The 16518-nt window shown below is 43.6% G+C and carries 14 protein-coding genes; 12 read left to right on the top strand and 2 right to left on the bottom strand.

The window, feature by feature from the left end; translation table 11 throughout:
• The first annotated feature begins 13 nt into the window (after window positions 1-13).
• The 9 genes from DTQ70_RS22675 (at window position 14) to DTQ70_RS22635 (ending at window position 11402) form a co-directional block, all read left to right on the top strand.
• Window positions 14-2407, top strand: a complete 2394-nt coding sequence (locus DTQ70_RS22675) for an ABC transporter permease (RefSeq protein WP_122932923.1) — start codon at window positions 14-16, stop codon at window positions 2405-2407.
• Window positions 2408-2561: 154 nt separating this feature from the next.
• Window positions 2562-4991: a phenylalanine--tRNA ligase subunit beta gene (gene pheT / locus DTQ70_RS22670; protein WP_122932922.1), complete on the top strand. Its 2430-nt coding sequence runs from the start codon at window positions 2562-2564 to the stop codon at window positions 4989-4991.
• 18 nt (window positions 4992-5009) lie between these two features.
• Complete coding sequence (locus DTQ70_RS22665; protein ID WP_164490162.1) at window positions 5010-5414, top strand: hypothetical protein; 405 nt, start codon at window positions 5010-5012, stop codon at window positions 5412-5414.
• A 10-nt stretch (window positions 5415-5424) separates the two neighbouring features.
• A complete protein-coding gene (locus tag DTQ70_RS22660; RefSeq protein ID WP_122932920.1) occupies window positions 5425-5727 on the top strand; it encodes a cell division protein ZapA in 303 nt (100 codons plus the stop codon).
• A gap of 166 nt (window positions 5728-5893) precedes the next feature.
• Entirely contained in the window at window positions 5894-7396 is a 1503-nt protein-coding gene (gene rny / locus DTQ70_RS22655; protein ID WP_409050432.1) for a ribonuclease Y, read from the top strand.
• A gap of 211 nt (window positions 7397-7607) precedes the next feature.
• Window positions 7608-8270 (top strand): ABC transporter ATP-binding protein, encoded by a 663-nt coding sequence (locus tag DTQ70_RS22650; protein WP_122932918.1) that lies wholly within the window; start codon window positions 7608-7610, stop codon window positions 8268-8270.
• A 32-nt stretch (window positions 8271-8302) separates the two neighbouring features.
• Entirely contained in the window at window positions 8303-9619 is a 1317-nt protein-coding gene (locus DTQ70_RS22645; RefSeq protein WP_122932917.1) for a TolC family protein, read from the top strand.
• A gap of 203 nt (window positions 9620-9822) precedes the next feature.
• Window positions 9823-10668: a prolipoprotein diacylglyceryl transferase gene (gene lgt / locus DTQ70_RS22640; protein ID WP_122932916.1), complete on the top strand. Its 846-nt coding sequence runs from the start codon at window positions 9823-9825 to the stop codon at window positions 10666-10668.
• 125 nt (window positions 10669-10793) lie between these two features.
• Entirely contained in the window at window positions 10794-11402 is a 609-nt protein-coding gene (locus tag DTQ70_RS22635; RefSeq protein WP_122932915.1) for a transposase, read from the top strand.
• 78 nt (window positions 11403-11480) lie between these two features.
• Here DTQ70_RS22635 and kynU read toward each other — a convergent pair whose 3' ends face one another.
• Window positions 11481-12767: a kynureninase gene (kynU, locus tag DTQ70_RS22630; RefSeq protein WP_122932914.1), complete on the bottom strand. Its 1287-nt coding sequence runs from the start codon at window positions 12765-12767 to the stop codon at window positions 11481-11483.
• Between the two features lie 158 nt (window positions 12768-12925).
• On the opposite strand from kynU, the gene DTQ70_RS22625 reads away from it, so the two are divergent.
• The 3 genes from DTQ70_RS22625 (at window position 12926) to DTQ70_RS22615 (ending at window position 16272) form a co-directional block, all read left to right on the top strand.
• Window positions 12926-14551, top strand: coding sequence for an ABC-F family ATP-binding cassette domain-containing protein (locus DTQ70_RS22625; protein ID WP_122932913.1), 1626 nt, complete (start codon window positions 12926-12928; stop codon window positions 14549-14551).
• 120 nt (window positions 14552-14671) lie between these two features.
• On the top strand, window positions 14672-15187 hold the full coding sequence (locus DTQ70_RS22620; RefSeq protein WP_122932912.1) for a DUF4365 domain-containing protein: 516 nt from the start codon (window positions 14672-14674) through the stop codon (window positions 15185-15187).
• Window positions 15188-15189: 2 nt separating this feature from the next.
• Window positions 15190-16272, top strand: a complete 1083-nt coding sequence (locus tag DTQ70_RS22615; protein ID WP_122932911.1) for a hypothetical protein — start codon at window positions 15190-15192, stop codon at window positions 16270-16272.
• On the opposite strand, the gene DTQ70_RS22610 is transcribed toward DTQ70_RS22615, so the two are convergent.
• Complete coding sequence (locus DTQ70_RS22610) at window positions 16267-16497, bottom strand: DUF2281 domain-containing protein (protein ID WP_122932910.1); 231 nt, start codon at window positions 16495-16497, stop codon at window positions 16267-16269. The two genes, DTQ70_RS22615 and DTQ70_RS22610, sit on opposite strands and share 6 nt — an antisense overlap.
• Window positions 16498-16518: the final 21 nt, after the last annotated feature.

Raw genomic sequence — 16518 nt, 5'->3', positions numbered from 1 at the left:
CCGTTTTTTTTCCATGCTACGCAATTACTTCAAAATCGCGCTGCGCCTCCTTTGGCACAATCGGCTGTATTCGGCCATCAATACCATTGGTTTGGCGTTTGGACTTAGCTGTGTGTTGTTGGCGATTTTATACATCCGAGATGAACATAGCTTTGATAATTTTCATCAAAAAAGCCCTCATTTATATCGAATTACGACAACGGCTGTTCAGAACAAAGGCGAAGATCCTCAAACCACGGGAGGAACGGGGCAAGTACAAGGCCCAGCTTTCAAAGCGTCCGTGCCCGAAATCGAAGACTATGTCAGAATCATGGGAGGGGCTATTTTTGGGGATATTCGCACCAACCGCAAAGCCCTGAAACTACAGTTGCTGTTTGTGGACAGTCATTTTTTTGATGTTTTTAGCTTTAAACTCCTTCACGGAAACCCCAAAACAGTGTTAAACGATGTGGGGTCGGTGGTGATTACCGAAAAAACAGCGCTGAAATTTTTCAATTCTACCAACGTCGTTGGCCAACTTTTACACATGGAAGCTGACCCTTCGGCCGACCGTTTGGGGAAACCGTTGGTGATTTCGGGTGTGGTGGAAAATCCTCCCAAAAATTCGTCCATTCAATTTGATGTGCTGCATCCGTTCAGCTTTATGGAATTGAGCTTTACGGATACCTATTGGCTAAATGCCTACCTCGGTACGTTTGTCGTGCTGAATCCCAAAGCCGACAAATCGTTGGTTTGTAAGAAATTCAACCAAGTTCATGCCCGACTCGCCAAAGAACAAATCAAAGAAAACGGCCACGATCCCCAGGTTACCTATGGGCTTCAACCTATTACTGATATTCATTTGTACCCACTTCAAACGGGCGGGGAAGGCGGCGCCATCAATTACAGCAATCCGCTCTATTCCTATATTTTTTTGGGGATAGCTTTGTTTATGCTGTTGATGGCAAGTATCAATTTTGTCAATATCAGCATTGCAAGTTCGCTCAAAAGGGCCAAAGAAGTGGGGATTCGCAAGGTAACAGGCAGCCGCCAAAGGCAAATTATTGTTCAATTTTTAGCCGAATCCGCCTTGCTGTGTGTGGCGGCGTTTTTTCTGGCTTTTGTGCTTATTTTGGTGCTGTTGCCTGTGTTCAATCAGTTGGCCAACAAGGAAATACTTCTCTCCGAAGTTTTTGAATGGAAACTCTTCTTTGTCTTCAGTGGGGTCTTGATGGTCAATATTTTGTTGGCGGGTTTGTACCCTGCTTTTGTGCTTTCCAAGTTCAATCCTACCGAAGTTTTATACCGAAAGCAAAAAGTATCGGGAAGTGGGTTTTTCGGAAAAAGCCTTGTGGTTCTTCAGTTTGCGTTAGCGGCTATTTTGCTCATTGCTTCCATTGTTTTTTACCAACAAATGAACTACGTGCGTACCAAAGATTTAGGTTATAATCCGTACCAAGTCATTCGGACGTACATCAGTGGTAACCGCGAAACCAAACCCTTGGCGGAGTTCATTCGAAACGAAGTAGCCAAAGAGCCATCCATTGTGCAAATTTCTTTTGGAGAAGAGCGAGGGGCTAATTATAAAGCCAAGGTGAATCAACGCACGGTAAAAAGTACGTATCAAAACATTGACCCGAATTACTTGGCAGTGTTGGGGATTCGTTTAAAAGAAGGGAGAACTATTTTAAATTCGAGTAAAGTAGAAGTGGTTGTGAATGAGTCGTTTGTGAGGGAGGCGGGTCTGACAAACCCCATTGGCGCTTTGGTGACTACGGAAGACTTTTTTCTGAAAACACCCGCGCGAATCGTGGGGGTAGTAAAAGATTTTCATTTTGGGTCATTGCGCGAACGAATCCCACCTTTGGTAATGGCTACCAACGACGTGTATTATGGTGGTATTTGGCTTAAAATTGACAAAAATCGACAGCAAGAAGCCCTCACGGCCTTTGAACGTATTTATCGAAAAGCCCTGCCTAACGCCGTGTATGCCTATAATTTTATGGATGAACTCAACAACCGGGATTATCTTCAGGAACAGCGTTGGCAGAAAATCATTGGCTTCGCTACCTTGCTTTCAATCATTCTTTGCGGCATGGGTTTGTTTGGATTGACGCACTTGGCCATTCAGCAACGTACCAAAGAGATAGGAATTCGTAAAGTAGTGGGCGCTTCGGTACCTAGTATTGTGGTCTTATTTTCCAATTCTTTTTTAAAGTTGGTCTTAATATCTGTGGTGGTAGCTTCGCCGATTGCGTATTATTTTATGGAGCAATGGTTGCAGGGTTTTGCCTATCGGATAGAGGTTTCGTGGCCTATTTTTGGTTATACCGCCCTACTGATGCTTTTTATTTCCTGTCTCACCATCAGTTATCAAGCCATCAAAGCGGCGCTGAGAAATCCCGTTGATTCGCTGCGGTCAGAGTAATACAGCGCCTTTGGCCACAACAACCCACTTTATAAAGTCATAAATTTCCCTAAAAACCCCTAATTTTGCGTTACAAATAAAGCCCCTCACCCCAAAGGGGGATTTGTACGTACCATAAAAGAGCTTCCCATTGGGGCAGGGGGCTGGGTAATCTATGAAAATTTCTTACAATTGGCTTAAACAACTCATTGATATTCAGGAGTCTCCCGAAGAAGTTGGTAAATTATTGACCGCAACGGGCTTGGAAGTAGAAGGAATCGACCCCGTCGAACGTGTCAAAGGCGGATTGGAAGGAATCGTGGTAGGAGAAGTTCTCACCTGCGAGCCGTTTACTGTCAAAGAAAAAACATTACACCTCACCACCGTTGATACTGGCGCAGGCGAACCAAGCACGATTGTCTGCGGAGCTGCCAACGTGGCGGCGGGACAAAAAGTGATTGTCGCTACCGTCGGGGCAACCATTTATCCTACCGAAGGCGAGCCGTTTACGATTGGAAAACGTAAAGTTTACGGCCAGCCGTCGGAAGGGATGATTTGTGCCGAAGACGAAATCGGTATCGGTCATTCTCACGCGGGTATCATGGTGCTAGACACCGATTTGCCCAACGGAACTCCTGCTGCGCAGTATTTTGGCGTATTGCCCGACTACGTGATTGAAATTGGTCTCACTCCTAACCGTGCCGACGCGGCGTCGCACCTTGGTGTTGCTCGCGACTTGAAAGCTGTTTGGGGACGTGAGTTAACCAAACCATCGGTGGAAGCATTCGACCAGTTGCCCATTACCAATCTTCCGTCACCCATTGAAGTAACCGTCGAAAATACCGAAGCTGCGCCACGTTATGCGGGTGTTTGCTTGGCAGGATTGACCGTGGGTGAGTCGCCCGAGTGGCTCAAAGAAAAGTTGCAAGCGGTGGGCGTACGTTCGATTAACAACATCGTGGACATCACCAACTTCATTTGCCACGAATTAGGACAGCCACTACACGCCTTTGATGCGTCGAAAATCACGGGCAATAAAGTCATCGTGAAAAATCTACCCGAAGGAACTCCTTTTGTGACCCTCGACGGCATAGAACGCAAGCTGTCTGAGCGTGACTTGATGATTTGCAACGCCGAAGAACCCATGTGTATCGGTGGTGTTTTTGGGGGAACCAAGTCAGGGGTGACCGAAAATACAACCGCGATTTTCTTAGAATCTGCTTATTTTTCTCCAGCGTCGATTCGTAAAACGGGTACTTTCCATACCCTCAAAACCGATGCGTCTTTCCGTTTTGAGCGTGGAACCGACCCTAACATGCCCATTTATGCCCTCAAACGGGCGGCATTGCTGATACTGGAAGTAGCAGGTGGACACATTGCGTCGGAAGTGGTGGATATTTATCCTAACCCGATTCCGAACCACGAGGTAGCCGTAAAATACCGCAACATTGACCGCTTGATTGGAAAATCGCTTGATCGCGACTTGATTAAGCAGATTTTGACAAGCCTCGACATCGAAATCCAAAACGAAACGCCCGAAGGTTTCTTGGCATCGGTAGCGCCTTACCGCGTTGATGTGACACGTGAGGCAGACATTGTGGAAGAAATTTTGCGGATTTATGGGTTCGATAACATCGAGTTGTCGGAACACTTGTCGGCCAACTTCCTCTCGGGCTTCCCGTTGGTGGATCCCGACAAACAAAAATTACGCATTGCCAATATCTTAGCAGGAAATGGCTTCAACGAAACCATGACCAATTCGCTCACCAAACCAGCCTACAACGAAGCCGTGCGGGCAAGTTTGGTTGGGGAAGATGTGGTCATGCTCAACCCATTGAGCGAAGATTTGTCGGTGATGCGTCAGACAATGTTATTCTCAGGGTTAGAGACGTTGGCCTACAACCTCAACCGCCGTCAGCGCGACCTTAAGATTTGTGAATTTGGAAAAACCTACCACAAAGTAGAAGGCAAATACAAAGACGTTGCCCACCTTGTGTTGTTGATGGCAGGACACCAACAAGCAGAAAGTTGGGTCGCTAAAGACCAAAAGCTGGCGTTCCACGATTTAGCCTCTATGGTACATTTGGTGCTCAGCGCTTTCCGAGTGCAAGGAGTTGAAAAACAAGAGATTCAGGATAAAACGGTTTTTGAATACGGCCTTACTTATACCGTAAAGAAAAAAGCAGTGGTGAGCTTTGGACAAGTAAAAGGCAAACACACCAAAATGCTCGACATCAAGCAGCCTGTGTTTTATGCTGACTTCGACTGGGCGTATTTGTTGAAACAATACCAAGACAAAGTTCGCTTTACAGAGGTTTCAAAATATCCCGAAGTACGCCGCGACTTGTCGCTGGTGTTGGATAAGACGGTGAGTTTTGAACAGATTCGTCAGTTGGCTCAAAAATATGAACGCAATTTGTTGACGAACGTGAACGTTTTTGACGTGTATGAAGGTGAAAATATCGGGGCGGATAAGAAATCGTACTCGGTGAGCTTCACCCTTCAAGACACGGAACAGACACTCACCGACAAGGTGATTGACAAAACGATGCAAAAGCTTATGATGGCTTTTGAGAAAGAGTTGGGAGCAGTGATTCGTAAATAGTACTAAGCGATGCCAGACTTGGAACGGAAACTTGTAACGTATGGCAATAGCGATGTGCTGGAACGACTCAATACGCAGTTTCGCCAGATAGAACAGCGTATCAATACGTTGCAAGTTACTTTACAGTTTGAAAAAGTGACGCACGACGAGCTAAAAATGCGTTTTGAACAGCTCGAAAAGGCGCACGAAAAACAAAGTGAAGAACTAAAAGAAACCCGACAACAGTTAAGAGCATTAAAAACAGAAAACAAACAATTGCGAGAAAAAGAAGTTTCTTTGAAGGAAAAGTTAAATAATTTCAAACAATTGTCTATAATTGTAAAAAACCCGAAAAACGCCAACGCGATAACGGAACTGAATAGCAAATTGGACGATTACATTCGATACATAGAGGAAACGATAACGCTGTTACGAACTATTTGATTTGACACCAATGGAATCCAAAAAAAGACGGCCTCCTATCAATATCACAATTGGTAACAAATCGTTTGAACTTCGTACAAGCTCTGAGTTTGAGGAAGAATTGATACGGAAAGCCGCCAAACTGGTGACAGAGCAAATAGAATATCGAATGACAAATAAAAAAGGAGAAGTAAATTTAGAAGAAATACTGTCGATGGTCTGCCTTGATGCTACGGTAGCACGCTTAAAAGGCGACTATGATTTGAGGATATTGAAAGAAGATGTCTTCAAGAATTTAGACACGATACAAAATAACTTCCAATCGACAACATAGCCCTAAAGCCAGCTTTTTTGTCGAAATCGTTCTTGAACCAATCAGTCTTGCTTCGTTCGTTGATGGGCGTTGGGAATATGTTAAACCAACAAACACACAGCACAAAAAAATGGATCCAATATTATTGCTTGATGCTGCCATCTCAGCAGCCGTCGGAGCAGCTATCATGTATTTTGCCATCAAAAAAGCCAATAAAAAGATGGAAGATGATGCTCAACAGCGCGCCGCTGAGATCATCAAAAATGCAGAAATTTCGGCCGAAAATATAAAGAAAGACCGTATCCTTGAGGCCAAAGAAAAATACCTCAAGTTGAAAAGTGAGTTTGAGGAAGATTCAAACAAGAAGAAACAGATTATTCTTCAGAACGAGCAGAAAATCAAGCAGCGTGAGCAGCAACTCAATCAGATGACGGAACAGAACAAACGTCGTGAAAATGAGTTGGAAGGTCTTCGTAAAAATCTCGAACAACAAACGGAAGTAGCGACCAAACGCCGCGAAGAAGCCGAAAAAATGCACCGCTCGCAGGTGGAGCAATTGGAGCGCATCGCTAACCTTACGGCCGAACAAGCAAAACAGCAATTGGTAGAAGCGATTCAGGCAGATGCCCAAACGCAGGCGTCGGCGTTTATCAAAAATACCATCGACGAGGCAAAACTTACCGCTACCAAAGAAGCTAAGAAAATTGTTATCGAGACGATTCAGCGCACAGCTTCTGAACATGCCATCGAAAATACAGTTTCGGTATTCAACATCGAAAGCGACGACGTGAAAGGTAAAATCATCGGTCGCGAAGGTCGTAACATCCGCGCACTCGAAGCCGCTACGGGTTGCGAAATTATCGTGGACGATACGCCAGAGGCCATCGTTATCTCGGGTTTTGACCCTGTTCGCCGTGAAATCGCTCGCTTGTCGTTGCACCGTTTGGTACAAGATGGCCGTATTCACCCCGCGCGTATCGAAGAAGTGGTATCTAAAACCAAGAAAAACATCGAAGACGAAATCGTCGAAATTGGCGAGCGTACCGTCATCGAATTGGGGGTACACGGCTTGCACCCTGAATTGGTGAAAATGGTAGGTCGGATGCGTTTCCGTTCGTCGTACGGTCAAAACTTGCTCCAGCACTCTCGCGAAGTGGCGCGTCTTTGCGCAGCCATGGCGGCCGAGTTGGGGCTCAATGCCAAATTGGCTAAACGTGCGGGTCTTCTACACGACATTGGAAAGGTTTGGCCCGAAGAATCAGAATTGCCACACGCAATTTTGGGGATGGAATTGGCGAAGAAATACAAAGAAAATCCAGAAGTTTGCAATGCCATCGGTGCCCACCACGACGAAATTGAAATGACAAGCATGATGTCGCCGATTATTCAGGTGTGTGATGCTATCTCAGGTTCTCGCCCAGGCGCTCGCCGTGAAATGATGGAATCGTACATCCAACGTTTGAAAGACCTCGAAAACTTAGCAACTAGCTTCCCAGGTGTGGACAAATGTTACGCCATTCAAGCGGGTCGTGAGTTGCGCGTGATTGTCAATTCAGATACTGTAAACGACGAAACGGCCAGCAAGCTTTCGTTTGATATTTCACAAAAAATTGAGAAAGAAATGCAGTACCCTGGCCAGATTAAAGTGACCGTTATCCGCGAGATGCGCTCGGTCGCTTACGCTAAATAAGTAAGCAAAAGGCAAATTGGCAAAGAGCAAATGCGCTTTGCCTACGCCTAAAAAAGCTATATTTCCTTCGTCCGAAGACGTACAAATGTTGTCCGTTTTCGGACGTTTTTTATTTTTGTGGTGAGCCTTTATGCTTGGTAATCAGTAAAATAGCATACTGGCACAACTCGTGTAATTAGTACAAACTATACATTATACAACAGCACAATTCATGATTCAGCTCAAAGGTATTTCTAAGTATTATCCCGCAGGATTTGGGAAAACGTACGTACTACGAAACATCAATTTAGACATAAATGAAGGAGAGTTTGTGTCCATCATGGGTCCGTCAGGCTCAGGAAAGTCCACTCTTTTGCACATTTTAGGGTTGTTAGAAGAACCATCCGAAGGCGAATATTTCTTCTTTGACGAACGCGTTGACAAACTCAGTGAAAAAAAACGTACTGAGCTGCACCGCCACCGCATTGGGTTTGTCTTTCAAGCTTACCATTTGATTGACGAACTGACGGTTTATGAAAACATCGAAACTCCGTTGTTGTACAAAGGAACATCATCGTCGGAGCGGAAAAGCAGGGTGGCCGAATTGCTCGACCGCTTCAATATGGTCGCAAAAAAAGACCTTTTCCCTAGCCAGCTTTCGGGAGGGCAGCAGCAGTTGGTGGGCATTGCGCGGGCGATTGTCCACGAACCAAGTATCATTTTTGCTGATGAACCAACGGGAAATTTGCACTCTGAACAAGCCGAGCAAATTATGGAGTTGTTCAAAGAACTCAACGAAAAAGACAAAGTATCCATCGTACAAGTAACTCACTCAGAAGTAAATGCCACCTACGGAAATCGAGTCATTCGATTGAAAGACGGCTGGGTTTCGTAAAGAAGGGAGTCATATTTATTGGTAGAAATTCAATGAAAACAATTCAACTGGTAATAGCCATAGGAGCGTTGGCGTTTTCAACCTCAGTGATGGCACAGAAAACGGTATCGCTCAAGGAGTGCGTAAGCATTCTTGAAAAAAATAACCTTACCTACCGCGAGAGCCAACTACAAGCGCGGGGTGCGTCGGCGCAATTGCAGCAAAATAAATCGCAACAGTTGCCGCAGATTGGTTTTAATGCGGGTCAAAACCTGAACTTTGGCCGCAGTATCGACCGTTTTACCAACGGGTACATCGACCAAGTATATAATACCAACTACGTAGGGGTTGGTTTTCAGATGCCTCTTTTTCAAGGTTTCCAGATTCAGCACCAAATTCAGCAGGGGATAGCCCTGCGGGATGCCGCTATCAAAAACCAAGAAGCGACCCTCAACCAGCAAATTATCCGATTGCTGCAAGCCTACGTACAAGTTTTGGCGACCGAAGCCTTGCACAAAGCTGCCCAAGAACAAGTAGCGTCTTCGCAGCAGCAAGTAGAGCGGGTAGAGCGCCAAGTATCAGCAGGAACGGTAGGCCAAAATATGTTGTACGAAATTAAGGCACAGTTGGCCAATGATAAATTTGACGAAGTAACGGCCCGTAACAATGAGCAATTGGCCCGTTTATCGGTATTTCAATTGTTGAATTTGCCACCTGATGGAACAGTTACTTTTGCCCCTGTCGAATCAAGAGATGTAGCGGCAACGACATTGAGTGCTGAAAGTATCTATGAAGATGCCGTAAAAATGTTGCCCGAAATCAAAAGCAGTGAATTGCGTTTGGGAAGCTTTGCGAGCCAAATCAAGGCTGTCAAAGCCAATAACTTGCCGTCGTTGAGTTTATCGGGGAATTTTGGCGCCTTCTATGCGTCATCAAACGCCGAACGTAGCTATTTCAAACAATTGGATGCTACCCGAAACGGCTCGTTGAGTTTGGGCTTGAACGTACCCATCATGGGGCGTTGGCAGATTCGCCCCCGCGTTGAAACGGTAAAAGTGCAGCAACAAGTAGCCGAAAACCAAGTAAGTTTAGTGAAACAACAACTTCGCCAAGCAATTGAACAAGGAACGCAATTGCTGGCCGCGACCATCGACCGCTATGCCGCCGCCAAAAGCCAAGTGGAGTCGTTGAGGGCTAATTTTGGAGCCGCCGAAAGTAGATTAACTGCTGGAACGGCCAGTGTGTTTGAATATACTCTTGCGAAAGCAAACCTAGCTCGCGCCGAAGCCAATGCCATTCGTTCCAACTACGAATTGACGCTTCAACGTCAAATCATGGACTTTTACCAAAAAGGTAAGTGGGAATTCTAACAAATCGGAGGTTGCTTACAACCTCCGATTTGAACTTATTTTTTAATGGTATATATTTAACTTGCTTATAGTCAGTAATTTGTTGGTAGATTAGGTGCTAATTTCAACATTTCGAGCCAAAGCATTATGTACTTCTAATAATCTTTGTTGATTTTTGTAGAGGTTTTAGTATCATTGATACCTTTATTCAAAATCAGTCATTTATGTTTGGCTACATCATCTGGGATGTTAATCCCGAAATTTTTAGCATTGGTAGTTTTTCGATTCGCTGGTATGGATTGCTATTTGCGTCAGGATTTTTGGTCGGCCAGCGCATCATGTCTCACATTTTTCGCAAGGAAGGCTTAAAAGAAACGTTACTGGACTCGCTCTTATTGACAATGGTGATTACGACCGTTATAGGAGCACGATTTGGCCATTTCTTGTTTTACGAACCCGAGGTTCTGCTTAAAAACCCTCTTCAAGTTATTACACCTCCGTTTGCGGGTTTGGCAAGTCACGGAGCAGCCATAGGTATTTTGTTGGGCTTGTTTATTTATTCTCGTTCCAAAAAAATCAACTTTTTGTGGGTGGTTGACCGTATCGTGATTACCGTTGCCTTGGCAGGCTGCTTTATTCGCATGGGTAACCTGATGAACTCGGAGATTGTAGGAAAAGTAACGACAATGCCTTGGGGCTTTGTCTTTACGCACAATTTTGAGTTTACGCAGTACCCGCGCCACCCAGCCCAATTATACGAAGCCATTGCGTGCTTGGTACTGTGTCTTTTTTTGTTTTGGATTTGGAACAAACGCAAAGCGCAAACTCCACAGGGCTTATTGTTGGGTATCTTCCTAATTTGGGTTTTTGGGCTTCGTTTTGTTATTGAGTTTTTCAAAGAAAATCAGGTGGCCTTTGAAAACGAGCTCACCTTTAATATGGGACAAATCCTGAGCGTCCCTGCGGTATTATTAGGGGTTATCTTTTTGGTATATGCTTACAAAAACAAAGACAAAGAGCAAAAAATATTTACTGATGCCTCGGTAGAAGAAGCCAACCGCATTGGGTGAAATGCCAGCTAGTTGTAACCGAATACTAATTTTAGAAAGTAAGACGGGGGCTAGTGTTGAAAAAAATGTAATTTAGAGGGGACATCCAGTCCCCTTTTTTTATTAACAAAAATCATCCTGAACTCATGAAAAAGATTTCGTTTTTAGCCCTACTGTTATCACTATCGGTTGTATTGTGGAACTGTGCTGGGAAATCGGAAGAAGAAAAAGCCAAAGAAGAGCCAAAAAATGGCTTAGAAGCCCTGCAAAAAATAGCGGACGAAGCTGAGAAAATGTCGAAAGAGGGTCCTAAAGAAACGGTTGACCCTAAACTGCTCAAGGAATTGCTGCCTGCTGATGCTGATGGATTAAAACGCAAAGAAGCATCGAGTGAAAAAACGGCGGCGATGGGATTCGGCGTATCTACGGCCAAGGCCGATTACAGCGACGATAACGGGCAAAGTATTGATGTCGAAATTGTGGACGTCGCAGGTACGGGTGTAGCGCTGATGGGAATGGCCGCGTGGTCGATGGCGTCGGTGGATAAAGAAACTGAACACGGCTACGAAAAGACAACCGAATACGACGGTCACAAAGCGTTTGAAAAATACAATTCTGATTCAAAAGACGGCGAAATTTCGGTGCTAGTCGCCAATCGCTACATCGTGAATGTGCGCGGAAACGGTGTGGGTATCGACAAAATAAAGTCAGTGCTTGGCGATATTGATTTGAATAAATTGGCGGATTTGAAATAAAAATGTCTGTGTCATACCTTCCCGAAAGTTCCAAAAACTTTCGGGAAGGTGCTTTTGGAACTTTCGGGAAGCTCCTGCTTAAATCACCGCTCGTAAAATTTCTCCTGTTCGCCACACTTCTTCAAAGGTATTATAAAGCGGGGCGGGCGTAAGGCGGATACAGTTGGGTTCGCGCCAATCGCCAATCACACCGTTTTCGACCAAATAATCAAAAACAGCTTTGCCTTTGCCCTCAATCAACAGTGAAAGCTGACTTCCCCGTTGCGAGGGTTGGGCTGGAGTCATCACTTCAATTTTGGCCCCCGATTCATTCAATCGACGAATGATTTCTGCCAATAATCCTGTCAGCGCTTCACTTTTTTGACGAATAAGCGGCATGGTTGCTTCTTCAAAAATAGCCAACGAAGCGCGGTGAACGGCCAAGGCCATGATGTTGGGGGTACTCAACTGCCATCCAGCGGCACCCGCCATAGGCACAAAGCCTTTGGTCATCTCAAAACGGCGATTTTCTTCGTAGCCCCACCAGCCTGCCAAGCGCACAAGGTTAGACGAGTGGTGTTTCTGATGAACAAATACCCCCGATACGCCGCCTGGGCCAGAATTTAGATATTTGTACGAACACCAAACGGCAAAGTCCACGCCCCAATCGTGAAGTTGCATCGGAATGTTTCCAGCGGCATGGGCTAAGTCAAACCCGACGTTGATGCCTAATGAGTGGGCTTTTGCGGTGATGGTTTGCATGTCGAAGACCTGCCCCGTGTAATAATTGAGGCCGCTCATGCAAACCAGCGCGAGGTCATTGGCGTGGATTTCGATGGCTTCGAGGAGGTCTTCTAGTCGAATGGTATATTCACCTTCGCGAGGAGCTACTTCGATGAGGGCATCGGCGGGGTTATAGCCACGGAATTTTAAATGGGTTTCGAGGGCATACTGATCCGATGGAAAATCACCTGCGATGGTCAAAATTTTGTACCGCTGAGGGGTAGGTTGGTAAAATGACACCAGCATTAAGTGAAGATTCACGGTAAGGTGGTTCATCGGACAAACTTCCTCGGCCAAAGCCCCTACGACTTGCCCAAGCGCTTGTTGGCAATACCGATGATAGCTTAGCCAAGGTTTTTCTCCCTCAAACCATCCTTCTACGCCGTGTTGCTGCCAAGTCGTAAGCTCTTGTTCAACCGCCGTTCGGGCGGCTTTGGGCTGTAAACCAAGCGAATTGCCGCAAAAATAAGTCAAAGGAGTACCGTTTTGTTCAGGAATAAAAAACTGAGAACGAAACTTGCGAAGTGGGTCGATGGCATCTTGTTGTAAAGCCCAAGCGTGGAGTTCATCTGACGAAAGCGAGTGTAAATCTAAAGTCTCCAATGGAATTTCATTTGTTGATGTACAAACCTACATAAACCCTAAATTTGAAACAATTACCTCCAAGAAACTCTTCAAACAGAGATAGGAATAAGTGCCAACTTTCACCCGAAAAATTCGTAATTTTGCACCATCTTTCACAGAAAATATCAATTCATTAAATGGTAACGGTTTCAAATGTGTCGTTGCGCTACGGTAAACGAGTGCTTTTCGACGAAGTAAATATTAAATTTAACCCAGGAAACTGCTACGGGGTAATTGGAGCCAACGGAGCAGGCAAGTCAACGTTCTTAAAAATTCTTTCAGGTGAAATCGACCCACAAACAGGAAGCGTAGCAATTACGCCAGGCCAACGGATGGCGGTTTTGAAGCAAAACCAGTTTGAGTTTGATGAGTACCAAGTCTTACAAACGGTAATGATGGGCTACAAGCGTTTGTACGAAATCATGCTCGAGAAAGACGCGATTTATGCCAAAGAAGACTTTACCGAAGCCGACGGTGAGAAAGCCGCTGACCTTGAAGCGGAGTTTGCCGAAATGAATGGTTGGGAAGCCGAACCCGAAGCGGCGTCGTTGTTGAGTGGTTTGGGAATTAAGGAAGACCTTCACTATGCCCAAATGACTGACCTCGACCCCAGCCAAAAAGTACGGGTGTTGTTGGCACAGACACTCTTCGGAAACCCCGATATTTTGCTCCTCGATGAGCCTACCAACAACTTGGACGTAGAAACGGTAATGTGGTTGGAAAACTTCTTGAACAACTTCAAAAACATCGTCATTGTTGTATCTCACGACCGTCACTTCCTTGACCAAGTGTGTACGCACGTGGTTGATATTGACTTTAGCAAAGTGCAGTTGTACGGTGGTAACTATACCTTCTGGTACGAATCAAGCCAGTTGGCGTTGAAACAACGTGCTGACCAAAACAAGAAAGCCGACGAAAAGCGTAAAGAATTGGAGGAATTTATCCGTCGCTTTAGTGCCAACGTTGCGAAGTCAAAACAAGCAACGGCGCGTCAGAAAATGTTGGAGAAACTCAACGTGGACGAAATTCAACCTTCGTCGCGTAAGTATCCGTACATCAACTTCAAGCCTGAGCGCGAGATTGGAGATCAAATATTGGCGGTAGAAGGCTTGTCGAAAACAGCCGAAGACGGGACGAAGTTGTTTGAAAATATTTCATTCCGTGTGAATCGCGAAGATAAAATTGCTTTTATCGGGCGTAATACCTTGGCAATCACGGCCTTGTTTGAAATTTTACACGAACAAGTAAAACCCGATGCGGGAGATTTCAAATGGGGAGTAACGATTACGAATGCTTATTTCCCGAAAGACAGCGACCATTTCTTCAAAACCGAAGATAACTTGGTGGATTGGCTACGTCAGTTCTCGAAAGAAAAAGACGAAAGCTTTATCCGTGGGTTTTTGGGACGGATGCTTTTCTCAGGCGAAGAGTCGCTCAAAAAAGCAAGTGTGTTGTCAGGAGGAGAAAAGGTGCGTTGCATGTTGTCGAAAATGATGCTTTCGGCGGCCAACTTCCTTACCTTAGACGACCCAACTAACCACTTGGATTTGGAATCGATTACGGCTTTGAACAACGGCTTGATTGATTTCAAAGGCGCGATGTTGTTTTACTCGCACGACCACCAGTTCATCCAAACGGTCGCCAACCGCATCATTGAAATCACGCCAAACGGCATTTTGGACAAGATGATGACCTACGACGAATACATCACCGACGAACGCGTAAAAGCCCAACGCGAAGCGTTGTATGGGGCGTTGGTTTAGGGAAGTCATTGATAAATAGGGGAGACGATACAGGTTTTGCTGCTATCGTCTCCCCTATTTATCAGTAGAAAAGCCTTTTGATATGTTTTATAAGTTTTGTGTACTATATTTTTATGTCCAATGATTACTGAAGAGCATATTAAAGAAGCTATATCAATAAAGTATGTGGAAATCTTGGCAAGTTACTTAGGGTATGATATAGCTTCTACAGATAAAGACTACGGTACAGATTTTTCTATAGTTGAAGTAGGATATAGAGAAGAACATGGACACATACGAAAAGTTAATACTGGAAGAGAGATAAAAATTCAGGCTAAATCAACAACTGAACGGGGTATACATATTGAAAACGCTGGTATTAAATATGACTTAGAATCAAAAACATATAATGATTTGATTCAAAGAAGGAACTTGAATAAACCTTTACTATTGTTTGTTTTTATACTCCCTGAAGACAAAAAATATTGGGTGCAAGTATCAGAAAATGAGCTAGTTGTAAAGAAATGTGTATATTGGTACTTTCCTGCGGAAGACGAAACTCTTACGGATAACACAGGGACGAAACGGATTTTTATTCAAAAAGAAAACTTGATTACAATAGATTCGCTGAGTGCTTTATTTGAAAATTTTGGATAGCCATGTCATCGCAACAAATATATGCAAATTTTAAAGAATTCCTAATTCAAAGGAATTGGAACTTGCATTTGGATAAGCCTCGTTATGAAGTATTTTCCCCACCAAAAAGTCTTTCCTTTGGGGAGGATTATTTACTCTATTTGCCTAAAAAATATTACCTTGAAGATTTTGAAGCTAGTATAATTAAACTGATAGAAGTTTTAAATTCTATTTATGAAGAATCTTCAGAAGAGCTTGAATCTATTATTTTAGAAGATAAAGAGATAATAAGTTTTCATATAGAAGGTGAAAAAATGAAATCAGGAAAAGTATCTATTGCTACTTTTCCTGATATACTATCAAAAATCCGAAGATTCTTACACGAAACTGCCGCTTTTACAGTAAGCGGGAAGCCCCACATTCTTGAGCAAATTGAGGAGGCAGAGCGTTATATTAACCTATGTAACTTTTTGAGAAATGATAAAGGAAGCCTAATAACGAAGATTGAGTTGCCAAAAAATGACACCATTAAAATGGGGAATATATTTGAAAGCCAAATCCAAGCGAGAGAAGTAAATAAAAAGGCAATCGATATACTAAGTTTTGTAAATAAAGATTTGTTGGATTCAGAAACATTTGAAGATTCATATTTAAAAGAACACAAATCTTTTATTAATGTTAACGTCATTGATGCTATAAGGGAGCTTTATAATGAAACAGATTTGGCTGATTTAGAAGTTGAACTAAAAGGTGTCAATAAGCCTCAAAAAACCTTGATTAAGGGGCTTAATAAAGATAAAATAGATACTTTACGTATATTTACTAAAAATGTTAAAGAGAAAATAAATGAAATTTTTGAAGAAACAATTTATGGGAAAGTTGTAGAATTAAGTTCAAAAGATATTGATGGTGAAAAAAATAAAGTAAAAATGCGTGCTTCTATACGCAACATAGATACGAATGTAGTAATTTATTTAAACTCGTATGAATATCAAAAAGCTATAGAAGCTCATAAAAATAACCGCGTGATTCAAATAGAAGGTACTTTTGAAAAAGAAAAAACACAATACCGAGTTACAAAACTTGGCCAATTTGATGTTTTATGATAGTTCTTTTAAATTTAGGTGATAATTGAATATGCCTTCTAAAGGAGCATTGAAGTCATCAGCCATATACGTGACCAATCCTTTCATACTTCCCGCTTTACGTTTTGGCACAGAACGCTTTGACTGGTATTTTGAAGATAAATAACCAATAAAGTCCAAAACCTCCTCCTGTAACGGGGTAGGTAATTTGTTAAATTCTTCCAATAGTAACTGTTCGGTCGTCATTTTATGCTTTTTCTACAAATT

Source organism: Runella sp. SP2 (genome assembly GCF_003711225.1).
Taxonomy (GTDB): Bacteria; Bacteroidota; Bacteroidia; order Cytophagales; family Spirosomataceae; genus Runella.
This window is presented reverse-complemented; position numbering and strand designations above follow the sequence as displayed.

Bases quoted from the DNA above. Each gene is read 5' to 3' on its own strand.
- DTQ70_RS22625 (WP_122932913.1), top strand. From the start codon at position 12,926: ATGGTAACGGTTTCAAATGTGTCGTTGCGCTACGGTAAACGAGTGCTT.
- lgt (WP_122932916.1), top strand. From the start codon at position 9,823: ATGTTTGGCTACATCATCTGGGATGTTAATCCCGAAATTTTTAGCATT.
- DTQ70_RS22615 (WP_122932911.1), top strand. From the start codon at position 15,190: ATGTCATCGCAACAAATATATGCAAATTTTAAAGAATTCCTAATTCAA.
- DTQ70_RS22610 (WP_122932910.1), bottom strand. From the start codon at position 16,497: ATGACGACCGAACAGTTACTATTGGAAGAATTTAACAAATTACCTACC.
- DTQ70_RS22645 (WP_122932917.1), top strand. From the start codon at position 8,303: ATGAAAACAATTCAACTGGTAATAGCCATAGGAGCGTTGGCGTTTTCA.
- rny (WP_409050432.1), top strand. From the start codon at position 5,894: ATGTATTTTGCCATCAAAAAAGCCAATAAAAAGATGGAAGATGATGCT.
- DTQ70_RS22675 (WP_122932923.1), top strand. From the start codon at position 14: ATGCTACGCAATTACTTCAAAATCGCGCTGCGCCTCCTTTGGCACAAT.
- DTQ70_RS22650 (WP_122932918.1), top strand. From the start codon at position 7,608: ATGATTCAGCTCAAAGGTATTTCTAAGTATTATCCCGCAGGATTTGGG.
- DTQ70_RS22620 (WP_122932912.1), top strand. From the start codon at position 14,672: ATGATTACTGAAGAGCATATTAAAGAAGCTATATCAATAAAGTATGTG.
- DTQ70_RS22660 (WP_122932920.1), top strand. From the start codon at position 5,425: ATGGAATCCAAAAAAAGACGGCCTCCTATCAATATCACAATTGGTAAC.
- pheT (WP_122932922.1), top strand. From the start codon at position 2,562: ATGAAAATTTCTTACAATTGGCTTAAACAACTCATTGATATTCAGGAG.
- DTQ70_RS22635 (WP_122932915.1), top strand. From the start codon at position 10,794: ATGAAAAAGATTTCGTTTTTAGCCCTACTGTTATCACTATCGGTTGTA.